Annotated in this window: 29 protein-coding genes; 16 read left to right on the top strand and 13 right to left on the bottom strand. The window is 51.0% G+C overall.

Annotation, left to right across the window (positions count from 1 at the left end; translation table 11 throughout):
- Window positions 1-26: 26 nt before the first annotated feature.
- On the bottom strand, window positions 27-815 hold the full coding sequence (locus tag U869_RS30085; protein WP_025120635.1) for a BRO family protein: 789 nt from the start codon (window positions 813-815) through the stop codon (window positions 27-29).
- 72 nt (window positions 816-887) lie between these two features.
- On the bottom strand, window positions 888-1,061 hold the full coding sequence (locus U869_RS32405; RefSeq protein ID WP_198530676.1) for a hypothetical protein: 174 nt from the start codon (window positions 1,059-1,061) through the stop codon (window positions 888-890).
- Window positions 1,062-1,177: 116 nt separating this feature from the next.
- On the opposite strand from U869_RS32405, the gene U869_RS0118435 reads away from it, so the two are divergent.
- Window positions 1,178-1,501 carry an Arc family DNA-binding protein gene (locus U869_RS0118435; protein WP_025120636.1) on the top strand — a complete coding sequence of 108 codons (324 nt, stop codon included), beginning with the start codon at window positions 1,178-1,180 and terminating at the stop codon, window positions 1,499-1,501.
- Here U869_RS0118435 and U869_RS30905 read toward each other — a convergent pair.
- From U869_RS30905 to U869_RS0118480, 9 genes are all read right to left on the bottom strand, one after another.
- A complete protein-coding gene (locus tag U869_RS30905; RefSeq protein WP_071998261.1) occupies window positions 1,485-1,631 on the bottom strand; it encodes an Arc family DNA-binding protein in 147 nt (48 codons plus the stop codon). The genes U869_RS0118435 and U869_RS30905 overlap by 17 nt on opposite strands.
- Window positions 1,632-1,645: 14 nt before the next feature.
- The gene (locus U869_RS0118445; protein WP_025120638.1) at window positions 1,646-1,915 is read right to left on the bottom strand and encodes a VRR-NUC domain-containing protein; all 270 of its coding nucleotides are present in this window, start codon (window positions 1,913-1,915) and stop codon (window positions 1,646-1,648) included.
- Complete coding sequence (locus U869_RS0118450) at window positions 1,899-2,117, bottom strand: ANR family transcriptional regulator (protein ID WP_025120639.1); 219 nt, start codon at window positions 2,115-2,117, stop codon at window positions 1,899-1,901. Before U869_RS0118450 ends, U869_RS0118445 begins: the two co-directional genes overlap by 17 nt.
- A gap of 6 nt (window positions 2,118-2,123) precedes the next feature.
- Window positions 2,124-2,639 carry an HNH endonuclease signature motif containing protein gene (locus U869_RS29510; RefSeq protein ID WP_025120640.1) on the bottom strand — a complete coding sequence of 172 codons (516 nt, stop codon included), beginning with the start codon at window positions 2,637-2,639 and terminating at the stop codon, window positions 2,124-2,126.
- Window positions 2,640-2,641: 2 nt separating this feature from the next.
- Window positions 2,642-4,720: a DNA polymerase gene (locus U869_RS0118460; protein WP_025120641.1), complete on the bottom strand. Its 2,079-nt coding sequence runs from the start codon at window positions 4,718-4,720 to the stop codon at window positions 2,642-2,644.
- A gap of 81 nt (window positions 4,721-4,801) precedes the next feature.
- Window positions 4,802-5,347, bottom strand: coding sequence for a DUF2815 family protein (locus tag U869_RS0118465; protein ID WP_025120642.1), 546 nt, complete (start codon window positions 5,345-5,347; stop codon window positions 4,802-4,804).
- An 11-nt stretch (window positions 5,348-5,358) separates the two neighbouring features.
- Window positions 5,359-6,675 carry a DUF2800 domain-containing protein gene (locus tag U869_RS0118470; protein WP_025120643.1) on the bottom strand — a complete coding sequence of 439 codons (1,317 nt, stop codon included), beginning with the start codon at window positions 6,673-6,675 and terminating at the stop codon, window positions 5,359-5,361.
- Entirely contained in the window at window positions 6,668-7,186 is a 519-nt protein-coding gene (locus U869_RS0118475; RefSeq protein ID WP_025120644.1) for an NUMOD4 domain-containing protein, read from the bottom strand. The genes U869_RS0118470 and U869_RS0118475 overlap by 8 nt, the downstream gene beginning before the upstream one ends.
- A 2-nt stretch (window positions 7,187-7,188) precedes the next feature.
- Window positions 7,189-8,058, bottom strand: coding sequence for a hypothetical protein (locus U869_RS0118480; RefSeq protein ID WP_029987496.1), 870 nt, complete (start codon window positions 8,056-8,058; stop codon window positions 7,189-7,191).
- A 357-nt stretch (window positions 8,059-8,415) separates the two neighbouring features.
- Between U869_RS0118480 and U869_RS0118490 the strand changes: the two genes are divergently transcribed.
- Complete coding sequence (locus tag U869_RS0118490; protein WP_025123993.1) at window positions 8,416-8,949, top strand: super-infection exclusion protein B; 534 nt, start codon at window positions 8,416-8,418, stop codon at window positions 8,947-8,949.
- A gap of 46 nt (window positions 8,950-8,995) precedes the next feature.
- Here the strand turns inward: U869_RS0118490 and U869_RS30090 are convergent, their stop codons facing one another.
- Window positions 8,996-9,571 carry a hypothetical protein gene (locus U869_RS30090; protein ID WP_157834742.1) on the bottom strand — a complete coding sequence of 192 codons (576 nt, stop codon included), beginning with the start codon at window positions 9,569-9,571 and terminating at the stop codon, window positions 8,996-8,998.
- Between the two features lie 323 nt (window positions 9,572-9,894).
- Window positions 9,895-10,524 (bottom strand): LexA family transcriptional regulator, encoded by a 630-nt coding sequence (locus U869_RS0118500; RefSeq protein ID WP_025120648.1) that lies wholly within the window; start codon window positions 10,522-10,524, stop codon window positions 9,895-9,897.
- Between the two features lie 130 nt (window positions 10,525-10,654).
- Here U869_RS0118500 and U869_RS30910 point away from each other — a divergent pair, with 130 nt between their 5' ends.
- The 14 genes from U869_RS30910 (at window position 10,655) to U869_RS29515 (ending at window position 18,415) form a co-directional block, all read left to right on the top strand.
- Window positions 10,655-10,882 (top strand): helix-turn-helix transcriptional regulator, encoded by a 228-nt coding sequence (locus tag U869_RS30910; protein ID WP_071998256.1) that lies wholly within the window; start codon window positions 10,655-10,657, stop codon window positions 10,880-10,882.
- Between the two features lie 3 nt (window positions 10,883-10,885).
- Window positions 10,886-13,144, top strand: a complete 2,259-nt coding sequence (locus U869_RS0118505; RefSeq protein WP_025120649.1) for a DUF5906 domain-containing protein — start codon at window positions 10,886-10,888, stop codon at window positions 13,142-13,144.
- A gap of 319 nt (window positions 13,145-13,463) precedes the next feature.
- Complete coding sequence (locus U869_RS0118510) at window positions 13,464-13,754, top strand: hypothetical protein (RefSeq protein WP_025120650.1); 291 nt, start codon at window positions 13,464-13,466, stop codon at window positions 13,752-13,754.
- 54 nt (window positions 13,755-13,808) lie between these two features.
- Entirely contained in the window at window positions 13,809-14,225 is a 417-nt protein-coding gene (locus U869_RS0118515; protein WP_232785376.1) for an antiterminator Q family protein, read from the top strand.
- Between the two features lie 85 nt (window positions 14,226-14,310).
- Window positions 14,311-14,514: an ogr/Delta-like zinc finger family protein gene (locus U869_RS30915; protein ID WP_071998257.1), complete on the top strand. Its 204-nt coding sequence runs from the start codon at window positions 14,311-14,313 to the stop codon at window positions 14,512-14,514.
- 324 nt (window positions 14,515-14,838) lie between these two features.
- Window positions 14,839-15,519, top strand: a complete 681-nt coding sequence (locus U869_RS30095; RefSeq protein WP_025120652.1) for a hypothetical protein — start codon at window positions 14,839-14,841, stop codon at window positions 15,517-15,519.
- A 194-nt stretch (window positions 15,520-15,713) separates the two neighbouring features.
- Window positions 15,714-15,890 carry a type II toxin-antitoxin system HicA family toxin gene (locus U869_RS0118530; protein WP_025120653.1) on the top strand — a complete coding sequence of 59 codons (177 nt, stop codon included), beginning with the start codon at window positions 15,714-15,716 and terminating at the stop codon, window positions 15,888-15,890.
- A 50-nt stretch (window positions 15,891-15,940) separates the two neighbouring features.
- Complete coding sequence (locus U869_RS0118535; RefSeq protein ID WP_025120654.1) at window positions 15,941-16,348, top strand: type II toxin-antitoxin system HicB family antitoxin; 408 nt, start codon at window positions 15,941-15,943, stop codon at window positions 16,346-16,348.
- A gap of 89 nt (window positions 16,349-16,437) precedes the next feature.
- Entirely contained in the window at window positions 16,438-16,806 is a 369-nt protein-coding gene (locus U869_RS0118540) for a putative holin (protein ID WP_025120655.1), read from the top strand.
- Window positions 16,799-17,086, top strand: coding sequence for a phage holin family protein (locus U869_RS0118545; protein ID WP_029987501.1), 288 nt, complete (start codon window positions 16,799-16,801; stop codon window positions 17,084-17,086). The genes U869_RS0118540 and U869_RS0118545 overlap by 8 nt, the downstream gene beginning before the upstream one ends.
- Window positions 17,083-17,475, top strand: coding sequence for a M15 family metallopeptidase (locus tag U869_RS0118550; RefSeq protein WP_025120657.1), 393 nt, complete (start codon window positions 17,083-17,085; stop codon window positions 17,473-17,475). The genes U869_RS0118545 and U869_RS0118550 overlap by 4 nt, the downstream gene beginning before the upstream one ends.
- Entirely contained in the window at window positions 17,472-17,822 is a 351-nt protein-coding gene (locus tag U869_RS0118555) for a DUF2570 family protein (RefSeq protein ID WP_025120658.1), read from the top strand. Before U869_RS0118550 ends, U869_RS0118555 begins: the two co-directional genes overlap by 4 nt.
- A gap of 37 nt (window positions 17,823-17,859) precedes the next feature.
- Entirely contained in the window at window positions 17,860-18,021 is a 162-nt protein-coding gene (locus U869_RS31905; protein WP_198530677.1) for a hypothetical protein, read from the top strand.
- Between the two features lie 76 nt (window positions 18,022-18,097).
- On the top strand, window positions 18,098-18,415 hold the full coding sequence (locus U869_RS29515) for a hypothetical protein (RefSeq protein ID WP_025120659.1): 318 nt from the start codon (window positions 18,098-18,100) through the stop codon (window positions 18,413-18,415).
- The last annotated feature ends 62 nt before the right edge of the window (window positions 18,416-18,477 follow it).

Consider the following 18,477-nt stretch of genomic DNA (forward strand, 5'->3'; position numbering starts at 1 on the left):
AAGCCCCCGTACTTGGGGGCGGGTTGTTAGAACAGCTTATCGATATCTACGCCATACACGTCGATCCACGCTTGATGCGGGTAACACAAAGCCCGATCGTCGGTGTTAGGGTCATAGCAATAGGTGTCGAACAGATCGTTATCATCACACCAGCGCATTAAGCGACGATATCCGTACCATATGCCTGTTGCTCGCCAGACTGCGGCGGTAGAGGCCCATTCTTTGCTTGCGCCAAACCGAGCGGCCATTTCATCCCGTTCGCGGATTGCGCGATTGGCTATACGTTGATAGGTAGAATTACGTTGGCAGGCGGTAGCGGCTCGTCGGCTATCAATGTGTGCTTTAGTGCGAACTGCGTGATCACGCTCGTCAGTGAGCTGTAAGTTCTGGTCGGCTAAGTCTGCTGCTAACCTTAGAGCTTCGGCGAAGGATTGAGGTACCGGTGAGTTAACGGGTAACTGGTAGCCACCTGTCTGACGGATGGATGGTAGAACTTCTTCACACACCCAATCCTGCACTTTTTCAGCGGATGGTAATTTGCTTCGTAAAATGAGGCGGTAGAGATCTGGCTCTGTCAGAAGGATGATCCCTTTAGGGCGGTCGCCTAAACCTAATTCCTTACACTGTAGGAAATTGACTTTAATCAATGACTTACAATTATACTCTAACGCCTGGTGAGGTTTTTCGTAACCTAAAGCCTTTGCCACTTCGACGGCAAAGAACACTGGTTTACCTTCATGTAGCATGCCGCTGAGTGCAATATTAAGGCTGTCATTGCGAAAAACTACAGGCTTGGTTAAAGTGGTTTCTGACATATTTACTACTCCTTTGGTTAATGTGTTGCTGTAGACGCGCTGAAAGCTGCAACTTTCGGCGCGTTTTGCTTATTACTCCCACGGCTTACCCGCAGCTTCTTGTGCTGCCTGTTGTGCAAACTCAATCAAATCAAAAGCCAGTTGGTTGCCTGTATCTAGGGAGCTGAGAAGCCTTGCGGTTTCCAGCATATTCGCGATGTAGTTAAAGATATCAATGTGATGCAACTGCGTGATTTTGATCGCCATAACGTAACCCCTCAGTAGTTCTCACGGTGAGACTGAGTGTAGATTACTCACCGTGAGCAGTTGTTGTCAAGCACACCGTGAGGCATAATTTACTAATAGTGTTTTGAGGTGCGTTTATGAGCAGAGAAGATCCACAGTTACGAGTGCGTATTCCCGCTGCGCTCAAGGCTCAGTTAGAAAGCAAGGCGAAGGAAAATAGGAGAACATTCACTGCGGAAGTTATTGACCGTCTAGAAGAAACCGTTTACCAAGATAAATCTGTAGGGACTAGCGACGGTTTCGGTCGTTTAGTCGGTGATTACGAAGAACTACAAAAGTCATTCGACGAGTTGCAGGAAAAATACGACCGGGAGTATGGCCTGGAATGGGCCGATTCTAACAAAGATGAACTTCGTGAAGCTGTAGCAAAGCTTCAACAAGCCCTTAATCGGAAAGGGTAACCCCTTCGTCTTCTAGGCTTTTACGCAATCTTCGAATAACTTCGGCTGTGAACGTACGGTCATTCTTATTAGCTATAGTTTCGAGCGCATCCTTTAGCTCCTGGGGGATGCGTACTCTTAGTTGTGGCATTTCTCTTGCACCTTTCACAATATCCCCTCCATGTTTTTGCTATCGAGCACAACCACCGTAAAGCCCAAGGCCCGCAGCCGGTTGTGTTCGCGTACCTGATCCGGCCTTGGGGCTTCGCCAGGGGCTTTGCACTCAACGAAAACAGCACGGCCACCGGGTAACAGCACCAGCCTATCAGGAACGCTACGGTGTCCGGGGGAGGTGAATTTATACGCCGTACCGCCCGCCGCTTTTACCTGCTTCACCAGGTTGGATTCGATCACTGATTCACGGGTGTAGGCCATCTTTAAACTTTTCCCGCGCTATCTGAGCGATACAGAAATCAGAGCGGTTTTCGCTCCAAGCTTGGTTTTTGGTGTTACGTGATAGGCGACAGGCTTTAACCCATACCTTGGCTGCGCGGTGATAATCGCCGTCGCGCTCAATTTGGGCAGCCTCCCGCGCAGCCCGAAAATATAACGGGCTGTCATGGTTGCTAAATGTCATAGTGTTTTAAATTCCGTGGTTGGTATGAAACCCTCTTTCGACTTCCGCTTGTTTACGTGCATCTATAGCATCAGCTTTATCGGTAAAGGTTCCAAGATGAGTTTTATTTATTTGAGCGCACCATTTACCCGATGCACGATGAAAGTAAACGCCGGTTGTGCCAGAGCTATTATTTCGGCCCTTAGCGCAGTTTCTGAGGTTCTCTTGTTTTGTTACCAGTCTAAGATTTTCAATGCGATTATCTGACCGGTGATGATTAATATGATCAATTTGCTTTTCAGCAGATATTTCACCATTAAAGAGCACCCAGATGAGGCGATGCTTTAGATAGATTACGTTATCTAATTTCACTTGTTGGTACCCGTCAGGGTGCTTTGTCCCCGCCTTACGCCCCGCAAACCTACTATTTCGCATCAAACCGGTTCGCAGGCGCTTGAAGTGACTAGTAGGGCGAACTTTCCAGAATAAATCACCTTCTCGGTATTCAAAGCATTCATTGAGATACTTTCTTGTCATTTTCATGGCTAGTCCTTTCTATATCTCCCACCTTCAAAACCTCCAGCGTTTAAAGGCAAATTTTCCGCCCATGAGGGGACACTTGCTAGTAGTTCACTCAGGCATTCAGCAGAGTATTCGGGGGTATCGGGAGCCTCACATATAATTTCATCGTGGACTGTCAGCACAATGTCGTAGCCGGCAGCTTCAACGCCCGGCATGTTACCGGCCAGAACATCGCGGGCGGCTGCTTGCGTGACGTTCTCCACAAGTTTTCCGCCGTAGGTTTTAAGGCGCTGCCACTTACGACTGTAGGGATTGGTACCCATGTAAGAGATATTGCCGCCTTCGATGCCTATATCGGGGTAACAGACCGCCCGGCCAGACGGTAGGGCGATACGCAGCCAGGAGCCATCACGACGTACCTTAAGCCGCTGACATTGCAGCGTGACTTTGGGCGATGCTATCGCACGGCGCACGGTGTCTTCCAAGTCATACCAGAAAGGCACGGTAGCAATGTGAGCATTGCGCCACATGCGTTTAAGCGAATCGCAGGTAATGAAAACCCGTTCGTTTAGGCCGTAGGTTTTCTTCTGCTGGACAGAAGCACGCCACCAACTTTGCGCCTCACGCTGAATTGATAGCGGGATGCTCGGTAGGGCGGCGTCGGACAGTTCGTCAAGGTCAAGGCCATAGGTCAAGGCGAAGGTGACGAACGCCGCCACCCCACCGCCGTAGCCGAGGCCCAATTCCATCACCTTGCCGATCTGCCGCTGCCCCTTTGCCACATCATCTGGCGATATGTTGAAGGCTCGGGCATAGGCCAGTTTGTAGAGATCCGCGCCGGTACCAGCGTCGAAATCGCGGAACGCCTGCAGCTTCCATTCTTCCCCCGCAAGCCAGGCCAACACGCGCCCCTCAATGTTGCTTAGGTCAGACACAACAAGTTTTTTACCCTCGGGTGCCATGATGCAACCGCGTAGCGACGAGCTGACCACCTCCATTACGTTGGGGTACAGCAGATCAGCACATCCCATTTTGAGCGCCTCGATCCCCCGGTCTATTTGTTCCTGTTGGTCCGGTTCGCCTTGAGCGAACGTTGGGCGCGGGAGGTTTTGCGGCTGAAAGAGGCGACCAGCCCAGCGGCCTGTACGTGACGCGCCGCAAAACTGCAACGTACCGCGCAACCGGCCATCGCTGCTTACACCCTTGAGTAGCGTTTTGTACTTGCTGGTGCTGGTGGTACTGGACTGCAAGCGGATTGCCAGCAGTTCACGCAATGCCCCCGGTAAATCAGGATCAGCTATACGGCGCTCGAGCGTGCTTTTTTGCATGTCCGGTAGGTCCACCCCGAACGCGCTGGCGATATGCCTTAACATGGCGTCGCGCTGGGTTGCCGCCTGTACTTCGTCGTTGGTCATGTCCTGGGTACGCTTAGCCAGAATGGCTTGTTCCGCGTCAACGGTGCGTAGCGCTGCTTCTGCGAGTTCAATGTCCATACACACGCCACGATCATTGATACGCTGGTCAAAGTGCCAGAGATCTAACTCATTACCCTGGTAGTTCCATGTCGGCAGGCGTTTATGTACTTCACGCATGGCCTCTATATCGTTCCCTGCGTAGGCCACAAAGCGACGCCACTCTTCCGGGTGCGTTTTGCCGGTGGCGCGCCGCAGTTTGTTGTTTTTCGGACGTGGTTTGCAAAACAGTTGGATTAGCGCTTTGCCTTCTTTGTCTTTCGCCTTGTCCTGAGGGATATTGAGCACTTCACAGAGCGCGCCCAAGGCACCAGGCAGACCGTGCGCCAGCGCTTGTACCATTGTGTCGCGCCAACGTTCAATGGGCGGTAGAATATTAGGGAGGGCGTGCCGCATAACTGTACGGTCAAAGTGGGAGTTTTGCGCCCACACCTCGTAATTAGGATCGGCCAGCGCAGCGACAAAACGTTCGGGTAATGCGTCGCCGGCGGTAAGGTCGATAACCCGCACAGGCTCGTCGTCTATCGCCCATGCGATCAACATAACCTCAGCGCTTTCTGCATAAACGTGGGTACCGTTGCGTATCGGCACTTCGCAAAACGTTTCTTTATCAAGCCAGAGTTTTTGCATAGATAATGCCTCGTGGTAGTGTTTTGGGCAGCAGGCGCTTGCCCGCTCTCCAAAACACCCGGCACAAGGCCGGGTAGGGGGTTAGATCAATTCGGCGTCCGCGCCGTCGGCCACTTCATCGAAATCATCTTCACTGGCCACACCGCCACCGGCGAAGGCATCGCCATCTTTGAAGAACTGGACGCCACCCAGAGAGGCACTGATCCCTTTGCCCTTGTTCTCGTAGGCAAAGATGGTGATCGTTGCGTTGACGTAGCAGCCGGAGTAAGGGCGGCCATCGGCAGCAGTCAGCGGGGACTTGTCGCGGTCCAAAACCAGAGGGCGGGCCTTGTTGCTGGCGCGAATGTACATGCAGCCCTCATAACCGTCGTATTCCGGCTTTTCGATGCCATCGCGGTAGCCGTATTTCTGGTTGTTCCCCTTAATGGATGCGAGGATTGATTCGGCTTTCGCGCCCCATTTAGCCTTAGCCACGGAGAGGATCGCTGCCTCAATCTCTTTGTTGGCCGGGGCGCTTTTCGGGATCAGGAATGTGGCGGAGAATTTGAAATCACCTTCACCATCGAATTGCTTTGCTTCGAACAGATCAGGGAAGGCCAAACGGACGTTGGTTAATTTAACTTTCATGGGTAATTTCCTTAGATAAGAGACTCTGCATCCGCCTCGATGGCGGCTACATCTTCAAAGTCGTTTTCAGGGTTGATAATGACGGTCGGGCGGGGATCGCTTTCCGGCGCTACGGTGTTTTTGCCATCCGGGCGGGTGATTAACTTTTCCAGCTTGGACCACTGGCGCGGGTTGTCTTTCTTCAACAGCTTTTCGGCAGGGGCGGGGCCGATCAGTTTGAACGTGTAGCACTGTTCTTTCTTGAGGCGGAACGATTTCAACAAGGTTTCAGCTTCGGCTTCGCTACTCCACGCCCGGTTACCTTTCTTGCCTTCCACCAGTTTGAACCCTGGCACGCAGTGGCCGGTGTTCAGCTCGGCATCTACACGGGCGCGTAGTGCTTTGCAAAAGCCCTCGATGGAGTCAACCTGAGTGTAGAGGTCTGCCAGTTGTTTGGGGGTGAGTATGGCTATGCGGTTGGGGGTATCTTCGAGTTGTGGTGCCAGCGGCTGCGTGAGGTCAACAAAATCACCCGCGACAATATCAAGGTGGCTTTGCGCCTGAGCAGCACACCGACCGCCAGCCGCCTTACACCAGCGGCATTGTTTTCCGCCCGGTGTAAACACATCTGCTGGAAGCGTGTCGATGCCCTCACATTCGGCAATCGCCGCGGTAGTGATTGCGGCGGCTGCGGCCTCTTTGGCCCGCTCACCGAACGCCCGCAGGTCTTCCACGCTGATAGCCCATTCAGAACAGTGGTTGAGTCGTGGTTGGTGGATGAACACGCGCACGCTGTCAAAGTCCATTAGGATGCTGAACTGATCCAGTGCGCCAAGGGCGTAAAGCTGTAGCTGTTCGTTTTCCTCGGCATCCACTTTGACGCCGCGACCAAATTTCAGATCGTGGACTTGCAACTCGGTACCGGCAAAAATAACGCCATCCGCCGTGCCGAACTGCTCAGGGACCCCCACAACATCAGAGAAATCGACACGTTGCTCAACCAGCAGCGTATTGCCCTCCGCTAGGTTCCACACGGTATCAACATAGGTTTGAACGTGCTCCGCCATTTCCTCGGTGACTTGCGGGCCTGGGTCGGTTGCTGATAAATGCGAAAGGGGGTAGGTGCCAATGTAGTCGGCGGCGTGCTGGCCCCCTTGTATTACCTGCCCCGCAAGCGTCGGATCCAGGCGATTACGTAGAACGCATTCAGCCAGCGCGTGGGCGGCGGTACCTTCAACAGCAAACTCGGATCCGCTGTCTGCTATACCGGCCTCTAGCGCCAGGCTACCTATACACCTTAGCCAACGGTGGGCGGAGGATGGTGATAATCGAGCATGTTGGTCAGGCATTCATAACCTCCTGAATGTGTTTCTGCCTCGCGGCCTCAGCGAGTTGTTTGGTGGGAAAAAGCCCGAGGGATTTGAATTTGCCATTCACACGGCCATAGGCTTGCCAAGGATTTTTTCTTCCTTCACAGTACCGAACCCCAACCACCCCTGATTTGTTCTTACGGGTGTGGGAATTAGCCCTGTTCTGTGACACGGAAGCCCAGCGTAGGTTTAGCGCGCGGTTGTCATCACGTTGCCCGTTAATATGGTCAACTTCGGGACCTGCCCCAGGGGTGAATGCCGCGGCGACAAGACGATGAATTTTAACCGTTGTTTTTTTACCCGCTTTCCACAAATCTGTTATCAGATAACCATCGGCGTCTTTGCGGGGTTTAAGTGTTTTTCCCTTAAGAGGGTAAACGCAGCCAGAGCCCTTATTTAGTACGGTTCTATCCAAGCTTCTAAGGTTGCCAGCATCGGAAATCTGGTAAGTTCCCTCGAAGCCTGAAACATCTATCCAGGCTTCTGGCATGGTTAACCCTCCAGAGCTTTCTCGGCAGCAGCAATTACCGCCGGGAGGTCTTCGGGCTTAACCGCACCCAGGCGAGTAGCGCCGAAGTCGGCTAGGATCTTCACAGCTTCGCTACGGTAACCGCCTTTGGCCAGCGTCAGGATCAGTTGCTCGGCCTGGGCAAAGAGTGCTTTCGGGTCGGCGTCCGGTGTTTCGTCTTTCGGCTTGGTAGAAGCCTTTGGCTTGGCAGGTTTGACCTTGGCGCGGTCCTCTTTCGGTGTATCGAGCAGCAGATCGGCATAGGTGCGGCGTTCGGTGATACCCGGTAGCGCATCCCAATGTTCAAACATCTGCAGTGCGAGGTCGAACACCCCGGCGCCGTGCAGCTTGGTAGCACGGTCAATGCCCTTGAGTGCCATCGTCAGCGCGTCGATCTGCGCGTCACGTTCTTTGCCGTCTTCGGTTTCAGTGATGGCTATCGCTTCGGTGATCATTTCCTCGTTAAAGGAGCGCCCTTTTTCACCAAACAGGTAAGCCAGAGCTACTGCAACCGGCAATGGCTGGCTTTCGAGCGTTACCGGCTTGAATGTGGCCTTACTTGCTTCTTCTTGTAGCTGCAGGTATTCCACCTTGGTGATTTCGGTGTAGCCCTTTTCGATATGCGCTACCAACGTAGATTCGCTATCGACAATGCACGGTGCACCTTCCCCCTGGCGGATATAGAACGGCCCTTTACGTGGCTTTTTACTGCTGGTGGCTTCGCCTGCCTGGGTGGTACCCTCGGCTTTCGGTTGGTGTGGGGTGTCGGCGGTAAAGGTTTTTCCACCGGCTAGCGCCGCGATGAGTTGCCGCATTACTTCGGTGTTTTCTTTCAGTGCTAATTCCAGGCTCATTGTTATGCTCCAGCGAGATATAGGATGAAAGAGGCAATGCACAACGCTGTCAGCAGGGAGAGCAGGCCTCGGGTTTTTGGGGTGTGGAAATCCGCACCGGTAAGGCGATACCGGTGTTGTTGCTGTTTAAGGGAATTCATGGGGGTCACTCCTTTTTCTATCGGGGAGCGCACCCGCCGAGGTTAGCCGGATACGCTTTCAGATATAAAAAAGCCCCAGCGGATTGGGGCAAGGGAGAACTGCATAGTTTTATTGTTATGGGTGTTAATCTGTCAGGCGGCCAGGTGCCCGACATACCCCTACAGCGAGATTCTGTGGTAGCATTTTGTTACCCCTAAAGTTTTGTGAGTGATAAAAATGCCCGAATGGATTTCAGCATGGGTTGCCAAAATATTTGGCAGCGAGCCAGTGGTGAAGGTCATGTACGTATTAATCGTCTGGATCGGGTTAGTGCTTTTGTCACCGGAGAGCGCTACAAATGCGGTAGAGGATAAAGTCAAAATCCCCTATATAAGTTTGCTTATCATTTTCGCTATCGCCTTTGCCATAGTCGATGCTGCACAACGGGCGTTGACTGTGTGCCGTTCGTGTTTGGCAAAACGCGCTGAAGCTGCGGAACAAAAAACTCAGGCGGAGAAAGAGCATAGTGCTCTTATGTCTATGATCGAAAAACTGGACGAAGCAGAAAAATCGGTGCTTAAGCCCTTCGTTATGGAAGGTTGCAATACATTCTGGCTCGATCTTGACGATGTAGCTGTCACTAGCCTTTCTCAACAGCGGATACTCTGTTCTTCTCACCGTCGTCGTATTGTTGACCGAAAAACCCAAATAGCTTATCGCATTGACGCTGAGTATCGTCACGTTGTCGATGAGTATTTCAAAGACTCATAGTAAAAAGGTCGTTAAAATCCTACAGCCGAAATTAACAGTGGTTCTGTCACTTGAAAGCGGCGACTGAGTAGCACTCGTGCTTCATGTCATTGGTTGACAGAGTTCCGCCATAACTTTTGGCGCAATCAATATCGATATGTGAAACACGGTAGCCAACATAAAAACGACCATAGGACTCTGCGTGTTTGGTAGCGCCTGAAACGACCTTGCCTAACACGGTCCTTTTCGTTGTGTCTAGACGGCTGTTAATTACCAGCGCTGCGGTGTGAGCCTCAAAAATAGCGTTCCTTTCTACCATCTCAGCCAGGCGAGCTAGTTCGGCAGCAAGGTCTTTCTTCGACCACTCGTCACCGTTCCAATCATCCATATTGGCCTGCACGTAACCTTCGATAGCTTCCTGCATGTTGTTGTAGTATCCGCCCGCATTCTGCATATCTGAGCTGCATTCGCACTGAAAAGCGTTCGCCACGCTGTTGATAATCAACGCTGCCAGCGCGTCAGCATTGCGCCATTTACCCGCTTTACGAAAAGCCTTATCGGTGATGAAGCCAGTCAGGAAGCCAGAATCGCATTTTGCGATGTGAGCTGCTTTGGTCAGTGCGTTGATTGCTGTCTTGCTCATAGCGTTACCCTCAATTAGTGGTCTTGCCAAAGCCCTCGCGTGTTGCAAGGGCAGCGGTAAGTACACTTTGTTGTCTTTCACATGATCTGTTCCTCCTGTGGTTGAAAAAGAGCTGGTCCAGTCGGTCACCCTGCGTAGGTGGCTGTTCGGCGATTGCGTCGCTCGCTGAGGGGCGTTTAGCTGTATTGAACACATTTCGTGTTGATGATGAATATCACGTATTGTGTTTTGTAAGTCAACACGATTTGTGTTTTATTTTGCGTGAGGTAATAAAAAACCCGCCGAAGCGGGTTGAGAGAAGGGCTAGCCGAACTTGTAAATTTTTACCGTTTACGTCGGTGGATTCGATGCTCAACCATTGTTCCGATGATTTGGATCGGTTGTTGCTCGGAATCAATCGTCGGGTAATCAGGATTCAGCGGAAGTAGTTCAAAAGCACCGTTTGCCTTGGGCCGATACTTTTTGAATGTTGCTTCGTGGTCGCCATTTCTTGCAACAACGAACTCGCCGGGGTGAGGGGCTACCGCAGGATCGACGATTATCGTATCGCCTTCCTTAAATTCAGGCTCCATAGAGTCGCCTTTTATTCTTAGAGCAAACCCTAACTCCGATATGTTCTCGTCAAATACGATAGTGGTTTCTATATCCTCCGGGCAAAAAAGGCTATCGGCCTCTGTGAATGCACCTGCCTGTACATAGCTAACAAGGGGAAGGCTGCGGCCACGCTGGTTTATGAATACCGCGTTATCAGGGGTACCAAAAATCAGTTCGCCGGGGCTTACTTTTAATGCACTGGCGATCACTACGGCATCTTCTACGTTTACCTTCCTGCTATCTGTTTCATAGTTGCCAATGCGTGACTGTGAGGCCCAACCACACCGAGTGGCTAGCTCTGCTTGGCTAATACCCAGTGCTTCTCTTAGGCGTTTAATGCGCTGTCCAACAGTTTCCATTTTGTCTCAGCTCCTACACAACGTGATTAAGTTGAAGTATTTTTATCACGTTATGTGTTTTTTATCTCTCACGAGTTGTGTTTGACGATAATCACAATACGTGTTTAAATTCCTGAATTGGAGGTAACATATGAACAACATCTCTCTTGCTCGTAAAACTGCTGGGATTACCCAGCATCAGCTGGCCGAAGCGCTTGGTTGGAATCAGTCGCGGATAGGGAACTATGAAGCAGGTACACGAACCCCTGATTTGTATTCTTGCCGTCGGATCGTGGAAATACTGAACACTTTGGGGGCCGATTGCTCCTTAGATTCTGTATTTCCTCCCCATAATATTATGACAGAAGAAAAGGCATAGCCCATGACCCAGCAAGAACGTTGGGGGGCGACGCCCGAGGAATGGTTTCACTTCGACCTGATCCTGGGTCGAGGTGGTGACCTGCGGCCTGTTGTGTGTAACCCCTCCGCGAGCATTTCCCCTTTAAGCAAGATGAAAAAGCTAGGCAAGACGCCAAGCATTTACAACGGTAAGCGCCTGGTTGCCGGGATCAGCGATTGGGCGCAGCAGCCCCTCGCGAGTGATGCTGACCTCGAAAAGTGGATCCGTGAGCCTGATTACGGGATCTGCGTTCGTGCTGGCCGCGGCTGGCTGGCGCTTGATTGCGATGTTCTCGACGCCGATCAGCAGCAGGCCATTCGTGATCAGCTTATTGAGCACTTTGGCGAATTGCCGCCGCGCCGGTACCGGGAGAACAGCAACAAATGCCTGTACCTGCTGGCGGTCGAGGGTGATTACCGCAAACGTATTCACCGCCTGGAAGGTGAGGCCGGGATCGTTGAGCTATTGGCCGAAGGCCAGCAGTTTGTAGCCGCTGGCGTGCATGAGTCGGGCGCCCGCATTCAGTGGGACGGTGGTCTACCGTCTGATCCGCTTACGGTAACAGCCGACCAGCTCGAGGCGCTTTGGTCTGCCTTGGCCGATGTTCTCCCTGTGGTGTCTTCCACCGAGGCCGGGGTGGGGCGTTTGCGTGACCGTAGCCAGAGCACACCGGGTGCCACAGATGATGTGGCCGACTACCTGGACGCTAACGGCTGGACGTTGGATTTTGGCGCCAGTGGTGAGCGTTACATCCGCTGTCCGTTTGAAGACGGCCACAGCTCGGCTACCGATACCACATCAACGGTGTATTTCCCTGCGAGCACCGCCGGGTTTGAGCTGGGACATTTCAAATGTCTGCACGCCAGTTGCGCACACCGTAATGATGGCGATTTCCTTAATGCTATTGGTTTCCGTGATGGTGATTTTGAGGACCTGGTTGCCACCGAAGAAAAGCCCCAGGGGTTTACCGATATTGATACCGATATGACGAGCCACTTTTTAGAGCGGTTTATCTATGTAGTGGATGGCGACAAGGTGTGCGACTTATCCCGGCCACCCTATAACTGCATGATGGAAATGAAGGCGTTCAAGAACCTGATGGCTCCGTACCAGTTCCCACCAATAGGGAAGGGCAATGCAACCCCAGCGACGAAGGTGTGGATCGAGCGGCCAACCAAGAAGGTCGCAGAGTCCACCGGGTACCAACCGGGTAAGGGGCGACTTATTGAGCGCCAGGACGGGCGGTATGAGATCAATGAGTTCTACTTGCCAGAGCATGCTAAAACGTCCGATACGCGCAAGGTAGCCACGTTCCTCGACCATATGGCCTACCTGGTACCTGACGAGTGGCAACGTGAGTTCTTCATTGCGCGTCTGGCGTGGATGGTGCAACGCCCCGAGCGGCGTTGTCCGATTTCTATTCTGCATGTGGCTACGGCCCACGGCACCGGCAGGGGGTGGGTAAGCCAACTGATGGAAAAAATATTAGGGCCGTGGAACTGTGCTCGCACACGCATGAAGACCCTGTGTGATAACCAGTTTCACGATTATCTATACCACACATTGCTATGCACCATCGATGAGGTGAGGGAGAACGACAAGCGGTATGAGGTCAACGACAAGATCCGCGATGTGCTGACCGAGCCACGTTTCGAGGTCAACCGGAAGTACGGTAAGAAGCTGACCATCGATATCTTCACTGGCTTTCTGTTCTACACCAACCACTACGATGCCCTGGCGCTGCCCGAGGAAGACCGTCGTATCGCCGTGTTGGGTGGTCCGGATGTTGAGGCGAGCGAAGATCACTATGTTCATCTGTACGGCGCGTTGGGCGACAGTGACTTCATTGCCCAGGTGTACGCTTACCTGATGAACGTAGATATTTCCCGCTTCAATTGGCAACGTGCGCCGCTCACGAAAGAACGACAATTGATGATAGAGAGCAATAAGAGCGATGTTGAGGCGGCTGTGCTGTCCGTTCTGGACAATCCACCGGTACCCGCGATGACTTACCAGCAAATTGTCAACGAGGTAATCAAGGAAATTGGATTAGATGCAGAAATTAGTCAAAAGCATATTACGCGTATCTTGAAAGAAAAAACAAAAAGGCCAGCAACCGACTTGGTAAAAATTAGCGGGATGGGATATCGCTTCTGGATACTTGTAAAAAATTGCGAGTTCAGCAACGACGAATTACGCGCGTTTTTTGAAACGTGCGAAAAATTGCAGAATTCAATCTAAAAAAGGTAACAGATAGGTAACAGATAAAAGGGGATCTGTTACCTCGTTAAAATAATAAAAAACAATAACTTAAGGTGTAAAGGTAACAGGTAACAGTTGTTTTTAACTATATATACGCGAGAGATTATATTTATGTATTATGTACGTGCGCATACGTATATAGACCTAGAAGTAACTGTTACCTGTTACCTAAAGTGCCTCGAAGCCTGACGGCACAAGGGTTGGAATAGGGTAACAGATGGGTGTTTATCTGTTACCTATCTGTTACCTCGGCAATTAACTTGCAGAAAATTACGAGTATCGGAAAGGAGAAGGGAATATGTCCATGATTTTTCGGCAGTGTATGCCTTACGGCATTCGGCGCAAGGAAGACGGCTCTTGGGAAGCTTTCAATAGGGATTATAACTCTTTAGGGGATTCATTTTTCTTTAAACGTAGCCTGACACAAGCAACGATTAATGCACTGGCTCCGCCACCAATTACACAAAAAGACGGTTCTGTTTGGTTGTACATCGATACACAGCACCCCATGGATTCGGCAGCGAACTGGGAGGCTTATTCCGGAAGGCTTAAAAAGCTGATGAGTTTGAAAATGAAAGACGAGAGGTAACGTCTTTATAAAATTTGTTGAAAAAAGTTGAGGTCAATTGCTATGCGCAGAAATATGCAGGAAGTTTTAGAACGGTGGGGGCGATGGGCGGCGAGCGAAGAGTATTGCTCGTTGGTCGACTGGCCCTCGCTGTCGGTCACTCCCTACGGCACGCCAGTCCAGCGTCGGAGTAAACCCGGTTGCTCGGAAGAAGACGGCGCCGCTATCGATGCTTGCGTGGCACATATGGGACTCGTGTGCCACCCGGATGATCTGCTGATCCTGGGGCAACGATTCATAGGTGGGCATTCAACGCGTTATATTGCGGAGGCGATGCACAGGGATAGAAACGCAGTTAGAAAATCGCTACAGGCTTCTGAGGCGTTCTTGGAAGGGGGGTTAGTCACGCTTGGCATTAGGCTTGATATGGATCTTGAGGTGATGCTGCCCGAGAGGGTTGTGGGTACCCAAAAACATGTGCTATGCTTCTAACGTCTAAAATTGTAAATGCAATTTGACCCCATCCAAGAGCCTCGCCATCGTGCGGGGCTTTTTGCGTTTGTAGGAGGCTGAAAGCATGATGCATTGCCCCTTGTGCGGTAAGGCCGCACACACGCGGTCTAGCCGCTACCTGAGCGCCACGACCAAAGAGCGCTACCACAAATGCCAGGACGCTAATTGCGGTTGCTCGTTCGCGACCCACGAAACCATCGATCGGCTTATTGTCAGACCACAGCTCGTTAACCCACAAAACATGCCAGAACAGGCGTTTCAGCGATAAAATAGGCTATGCAAAAAGCACCCTGTTTTATGCACGGTTTATGCAGTCCGATTTACGCTAAACGGGAAAGAAGATCGCCAGAAAAACGGCGTTCACCTGGTCAGCGGGATGAGTGCTGTTTCGGCGGTGCGGGTAACGACCATTATGTTAAAAAGCCTCAAAAATCACTAATTATTCGCGCGTTGAAGGTGGCGGCTATAGAGTGATATGAAACCATAGAATGGTAACTATTGCATTTGAAATAATTATAGTAACCTGCTGTTAATTGACAATATTAAATGAGAAGAGTTTAATGCCTGCTCTGAAATTCTTTGGGAGAGGGAAATGAAAACTTTCTGGGTAGGTGTGACAGTAACATGTGTGTATTTTTTATTACTCTGTATCACCGTAGCTGCATTGAAATTGAATGTAATGACATCATGGAACGAGTTAGGTGATTTTTTGGCGGGAGTTTTCTCTCCGGTGGCTTTTCTCTGGCTAGTTTTGGGATACTTACAGCAGCAGAAAGAATTACAACAAAACACTAGAGCTCTGGAGTTGCAAGCAGTTGAGTTGAAAAACTCGGTTGATCAATATCGTGATATGGTTTCAGTAGCGAGAGATCAACTTAAAATGGATCAGGAAAGTATAAGTACTGCTAAGTTTGAGAAGGAGAATCAATATAAACCAAGAATAAAAGCTCCATCCGTGAAACCTGCGGTTATATCTGGAGGCGTTTATTTTGTATATCGCGGCATATTGGAGTTGGCTGGAGAGGATGCTATGAATGTGTCAATAAAGACAGAACCACCTTTTCCGCCATTCAATGGAGTTAACGTTCACTCATTAAAAAGTGGAGGGTTTAATTTGGGGGAAACACAAAACATTCATGTTGACTCACTCCCAAAACAATTTGTTTTAACTATCATGTATGAGAGCAAGCTTGGTATTGCTTACGTGGATAAGTATACATACATTTTAGCAGAAGAAGGTAAATACTCAATAATAGATGATGAGTATATATAACTTACATATATAATATGTTTATTCATTAAAAACCACTTACGAATGACTCGCGAGTGGTTTGACCTATGCAGTTGGTCCCACCTATGACAGCTTCCCCTTGAAGCTCGAAATAAACAAAAATGTTTAGATTGCCTCTTGCTTGTATAAACAAAAATGTTTATAATGATTTCAAGTTAAACAAACAGGAGGAGGAAGTGAAGCAACGCGAGTTCCAGCGTTGGCTTGCAGCACAAGGGGCGGAGTTTTCTAACGGTACCAACCACCTGAAAATCCACCTCAACGGCAAGCAAACGATAATGCCAAGGCATCCGGGGAAGGAAATACCGGAGCCGCTGAGAAAAGCGATTCTCAAGCAACTTGGCCTTAAATAATAAACCAGCCCTCCGGGGCTGGTTACTCGCGAAGGTTCACTTAGTCAAATATGCGATATCCCGTAAAATTTGAGCATGACGAAACCGGGTGGTGTGTATCGTTCCCGGACATCCCGGAGGCATTAACGGGCGGAGATACCAGGGAAGAAGCGCTATCGTTGGCGCAAGACGCCTTGGTAACGGCGTTTGATTTTTACTTTGAAGATCGGCGGCCCGTGCCGATGCCAAGCACTGACGGCGAAGAGTTTATCGACGTACCGGCCAGCGTGGCGGCTAAGGTGCTGCTCCTTAACGCCATGATCGCCACCGGCACAACACCGGCTGAACTGGCCCGCCGCTTGGGTACACGACCGCAGGAAGTTAACCGCATCGTGACCCTAAACCATGCGACCAAAATCGATACGATCGAGGCCGCGCTTAAGGCGCTGGGCAAGCGGCTAGAAATAACCGCTCTGTAATCATTATCAACCTATCTAAAGGCTCACTTCGGTGGGCCTTTTTCGTTTCTACCGCCCGGCGTTCGCTGAGCGAACAAAGGAGATTATCAATGACGTTACCTGTATCGAGGGCGCCGGAGACGGCGGTAGTTGGCGGGGCAACGCTTCTCGGCCTGCTGTCTGGGCCTGATGCTGCTGATGTGTTCATAGGTGCCTTTATCGGCTCTGTGATTTTCGTTATCAGCGCCAAGGATTACACGTTGTTTGTTCGCGTGCTGCTCTGCCTCGCGTCGTTTGTCGTGGGGATTGTTTCTTGCGACTTCTTCGCCTCCCTGATCTCTGCATTCCTGCCGGGCAGTGTAAGCGCCACGCGGATGATTGGGGCGATCGTCAGCTCTGCCGTGTCTGTTCGCCTACTGATGGCACTGACGCAACGTGCATCCGATCCCGACATACTGAGAAGGGGGCCGCATGATTGACCTACAAATATTGCTGGCGTTCGCTAACGGCCTTTCATGCGGCTTGATGTGTACCCGAATGCTGACCTACCGCCGCAATGGGGCTAAATTCAACCGTTCTGCGTCGCTTCTTGCTTACCTTCTGATTATTGCCAGCGGCACGGTTGCCATCCGGATCGCCTTTAGTGAGTACCGAATCATTGATCCCGCCGAAACACTGTTGAACCTAGTGCTATGCATGGCTGTATTCCGGGCGCGGGGCAATGTGTCTCAACTGTTTTACGGGGAGCGGTCACAATGAATAATTTCCGATTCAGCAAGCGCAGTGAGGGAAACCTCGTTGGCGTAAACCCGGCATTGGTCAAGGTCGTTCGCCGCGCGCTGGAGCTTACCACCGTCGATTTTATCGTTATCGAGGGCGTTCGCACGGAAGCGCAGCAGCGCGATAACGTGAGAAAAGGTGTTAGCAAGACGATGGACAGCCGACACCTAACCGGCCATGCGGTGGATCTATTCCCCGTTGGCGGTGACTGGAATGATTATAAGTGCTGGCTGCCGGTGCTGGACGCTATGCACAATGCTGGTGCCGAGCTGGGCGTGAAACTGCGCTTTGGTATCACTTGGACGGGCAGCCCGCACGACAAGCCCGCCCGGTTCCTAGACGCGCCGCATGTGGAGATCCCCGCATGACATGGTTGAACAAATACGGGTTGATCGGTGCGTTGCTGGTGGCTATCTGCCTGGGCGGCATAAACGGGGTGCTGACAAGCCGCCTGGATAAAGCCGACAAAACAAACCAGGCGCTAAGCGACAAGAACGCCGAGCTAAGTATGTCGGTGGCAGATCGTGATGAAGCGATCACTGTGCTGAAAGAGTCAATTGACGCTGACCGGCGCGCCACGGAAGAACAGTTAAAGGTTGAACAGCAGAAGAGGGCCAAGGCCGATGCTGAAAACGGAAAGTTACGCAAAGCGTTGGAGTCGAGTGACTGTAGCAATCAGCGTTTGCCTGATTCTGCTATCGACATCCTGCGCTGATAAGCCAAAACCCCCTCCATCCCCGCAGATCATTTACGTGTACCCGCCAGCGGTGTATTCGCAGCTATGCGAGAAAACGCCGTTCACCGGCTCGACGTTTGGTGATGCGGTGATATCGCTACAGGCCGCCCAAAACGAGCTGGACGTGTGCGCTTCTCGCATCGAGGGGCTGATTAAGTGGCAACGAGAACACAAGTGAAAAGGGCAAGATGTTACGTGCAAAGTTGGGTAAAATGGTGGCGAAAGGACTTAACACTAAAGTAGGAGGCAGACTCATGAGCGATTTTGGCGAAAATGATGTTTTCGAAGAAGAAAACGATATTAACGAAGATTGTGAAGACGGTTGTGGCGAAGAGTTAGTCCCTGAAGATAGCGATGCGTCAGAAGGTAGCCTTGATGAAGAAGGTGACTTCGATGAAGAGGATGACTTCGATGAAGAGGATGACCTCGATGAAGAGGATGACCTCGATGAAGAGGATGACCTCGATGAAGAAGGCGACGAAGATTTTGTTCCTGATTACGGGTATGAGTCAGATGATGACAACTTCGATGCAGCGTATGATGATATTGTTAAATTTAACGAAAATAACTAGTAAAAATCGTTAATTTAAGTGTTCTCATAAAACCCGCACTTAGCGGGTTAATGAGATGGTCA

The sequence above is a fragment of the Serratia sp. H1w genome (assembly GCF_000633355.1).
Taxonomy (GTDB): domain Bacteria; phylum Pseudomonadota; class Gammaproteobacteria; order Enterobacterales; family Enterobacteriaceae; genus Chania.

What these genes read in the sequence shown, in the direction of transcription:
- U869_RS30085 (WP_025120635.1), bottom strand. Translation starts at nt 815, where the DNA reads ATGTCAGAAACCACTTTAACCAAGCCTGTAGTTTTTCGCAATGACAGC.
- U869_RS32405 (WP_198530676.1), bottom strand. Translation starts at nt 1,061, where the DNA reads ATGGCGATCAAAATCACGCAGTTGCATCACATTGATATCTTTAACTAC.
- U869_RS0118435 (WP_025120636.1), top strand. Translation starts at nt 1,178, where the DNA reads ATGAGCAGAGAAGATCCACAGTTACGAGTGCGTATTCCCGCTGCGCTC.
- U869_RS30905 (WP_071998261.1), bottom strand. Translation starts at nt 1,631, where the DNA reads ATGCCACAACTAAGAGTACGCATCCCCCAGGAGCTAAAGGATGCGCTC.
- U869_RS0118445 (WP_025120638.1), bottom strand. Translation starts at nt 1,915, where the DNA reads ATGGCCTACACCCGTGAATCAGTGATCGAATCCAACCTGGTGAAGCAG.
- U869_RS0118450 (WP_025120639.1), bottom strand. Translation starts at nt 2,117, where the DNA reads ATGACATTTAGCAACCATGACAGCCCGTTATATTTTCGGGCTGCGCGG.
- U869_RS29510 (WP_025120640.1), bottom strand. Translation starts at nt 2,639, where the DNA reads ATGAAAATGACAAGAAAGTATCTCAATGAATGCTTTGAATACCGAGAA.
- U869_RS0118460 (WP_025120641.1), bottom strand. Translation starts at nt 4,720, where the DNA reads ATGCAAAAACTCTGGCTTGATAAAGAAACGTTTTGCGAAGTGCCGATA.
- U869_RS0118465 (WP_025120642.1), bottom strand. Translation starts at nt 5,347, where the DNA reads ATGAAAGTTAAATTAACCAACGTCCGTTTGGCCTTCCCTGATCTGTTC.
- U869_RS0118470 (WP_025120643.1), bottom strand. Translation starts at nt 6,675, where the DNA reads ATGCCTGACCAACATGCTCGATTATCACCATCCTCCGCCCACCGTTGG.
- U869_RS0118475 (WP_025120644.1), bottom strand. Translation starts at nt 7,186, where the DNA reads ATGCCAGAAGCCTGGATAGATGTTTCAGGCTTCGAGGGAACTTACCAG.
- U869_RS0118480 (WP_029987496.1), bottom strand. Translation starts at nt 8,058, where the DNA reads ATGAGCCTGGAATTAGCACTGAAAGAAAACACCGAAGTAATGCGGCAA.
- U869_RS0118490 (WP_025123993.1), top strand. Translation starts at nt 8,416, where the DNA reads ATGCCCGAATGGATTTCAGCATGGGTTGCCAAAATATTTGGCAGCGAG.
- U869_RS30090 (WP_157834742.1), bottom strand. Translation starts at nt 9,571, where the DNA reads ATGAGCAAGACAGCAATCAACGCACTGACCAAAGCAGCTCACATCGCA.
- U869_RS0118500 (WP_025120648.1), bottom strand. Translation starts at nt 10,524, where the DNA reads ATGGAAACTGTTGGACAGCGCATTAAACGCCTAAGAGAAGCACTGGGT.
- U869_RS30910 (WP_071998256.1), top strand. Translation starts at nt 10,655, where the DNA reads ATGAACAACATCTCTCTTGCTCGTAAAACTGCTGGGATTACCCAGCAT.
- U869_RS0118505 (WP_025120649.1), top strand. Translation starts at nt 10,886, where the DNA reads ATGACCCAGCAAGAACGTTGGGGGGCGACGCCCGAGGAATGGTTTCAC.
- U869_RS0118510 (WP_025120650.1), top strand. Translation starts at nt 13,464, where the DNA reads ATGTCCATGATTTTTCGGCAGTGTATGCCTTACGGCATTCGGCGCAAG.
- U869_RS0118515 (WP_232785376.1), top strand. Translation starts at nt 13,809, where the DNA reads ATGCAGGAAGTTTTAGAACGGTGGGGGCGATGGGCGGCGAGCGAAGAG.
- U869_RS30915 (WP_071998257.1), top strand. Translation starts at nt 14,311, where the DNA reads ATGATGCATTGCCCCTTGTGCGGTAAGGCCGCACACACGCGGTCTAGC.
- U869_RS30095 (WP_025120652.1), top strand. Translation starts at nt 14,839, where the DNA reads ATGAAAACTTTCTGGGTAGGTGTGACAGTAACATGTGTGTATTTTTTA.
- U869_RS0118535 (WP_025120654.1), top strand. Translation starts at nt 15,941, where the DNA reads ATGCGATATCCCGTAAAATTTGAGCATGACGAAACCGGGTGGTGTGTA.
- U869_RS0118540 (WP_025120655.1), top strand. Translation starts at nt 16,438, where the DNA reads ATGACGTTACCTGTATCGAGGGCGCCGGAGACGGCGGTAGTTGGCGGG.
- U869_RS0118545 (WP_029987501.1), top strand. Translation starts at nt 16,799, where the DNA reads ATGATTGACCTACAAATATTGCTGGCGTTCGCTAACGGCCTTTCATGC.
- U869_RS0118550 (WP_025120657.1), top strand. Translation starts at nt 17,083, where the DNA reads ATGAATAATTTCCGATTCAGCAAGCGCAGTGAGGGAAACCTCGTTGGC.
- U869_RS0118555 (WP_025120658.1), top strand. Translation starts at nt 17,472, where the DNA reads ATGACATGGTTGAACAAATACGGGTTGATCGGTGCGTTGCTGGTGGCT.
- U869_RS29515 (WP_025120659.1), top strand. Translation starts at nt 18,098, where the DNA reads ATGAGCGATTTTGGCGAAAATGATGTTTTCGAAGAAGAAAACGATATT.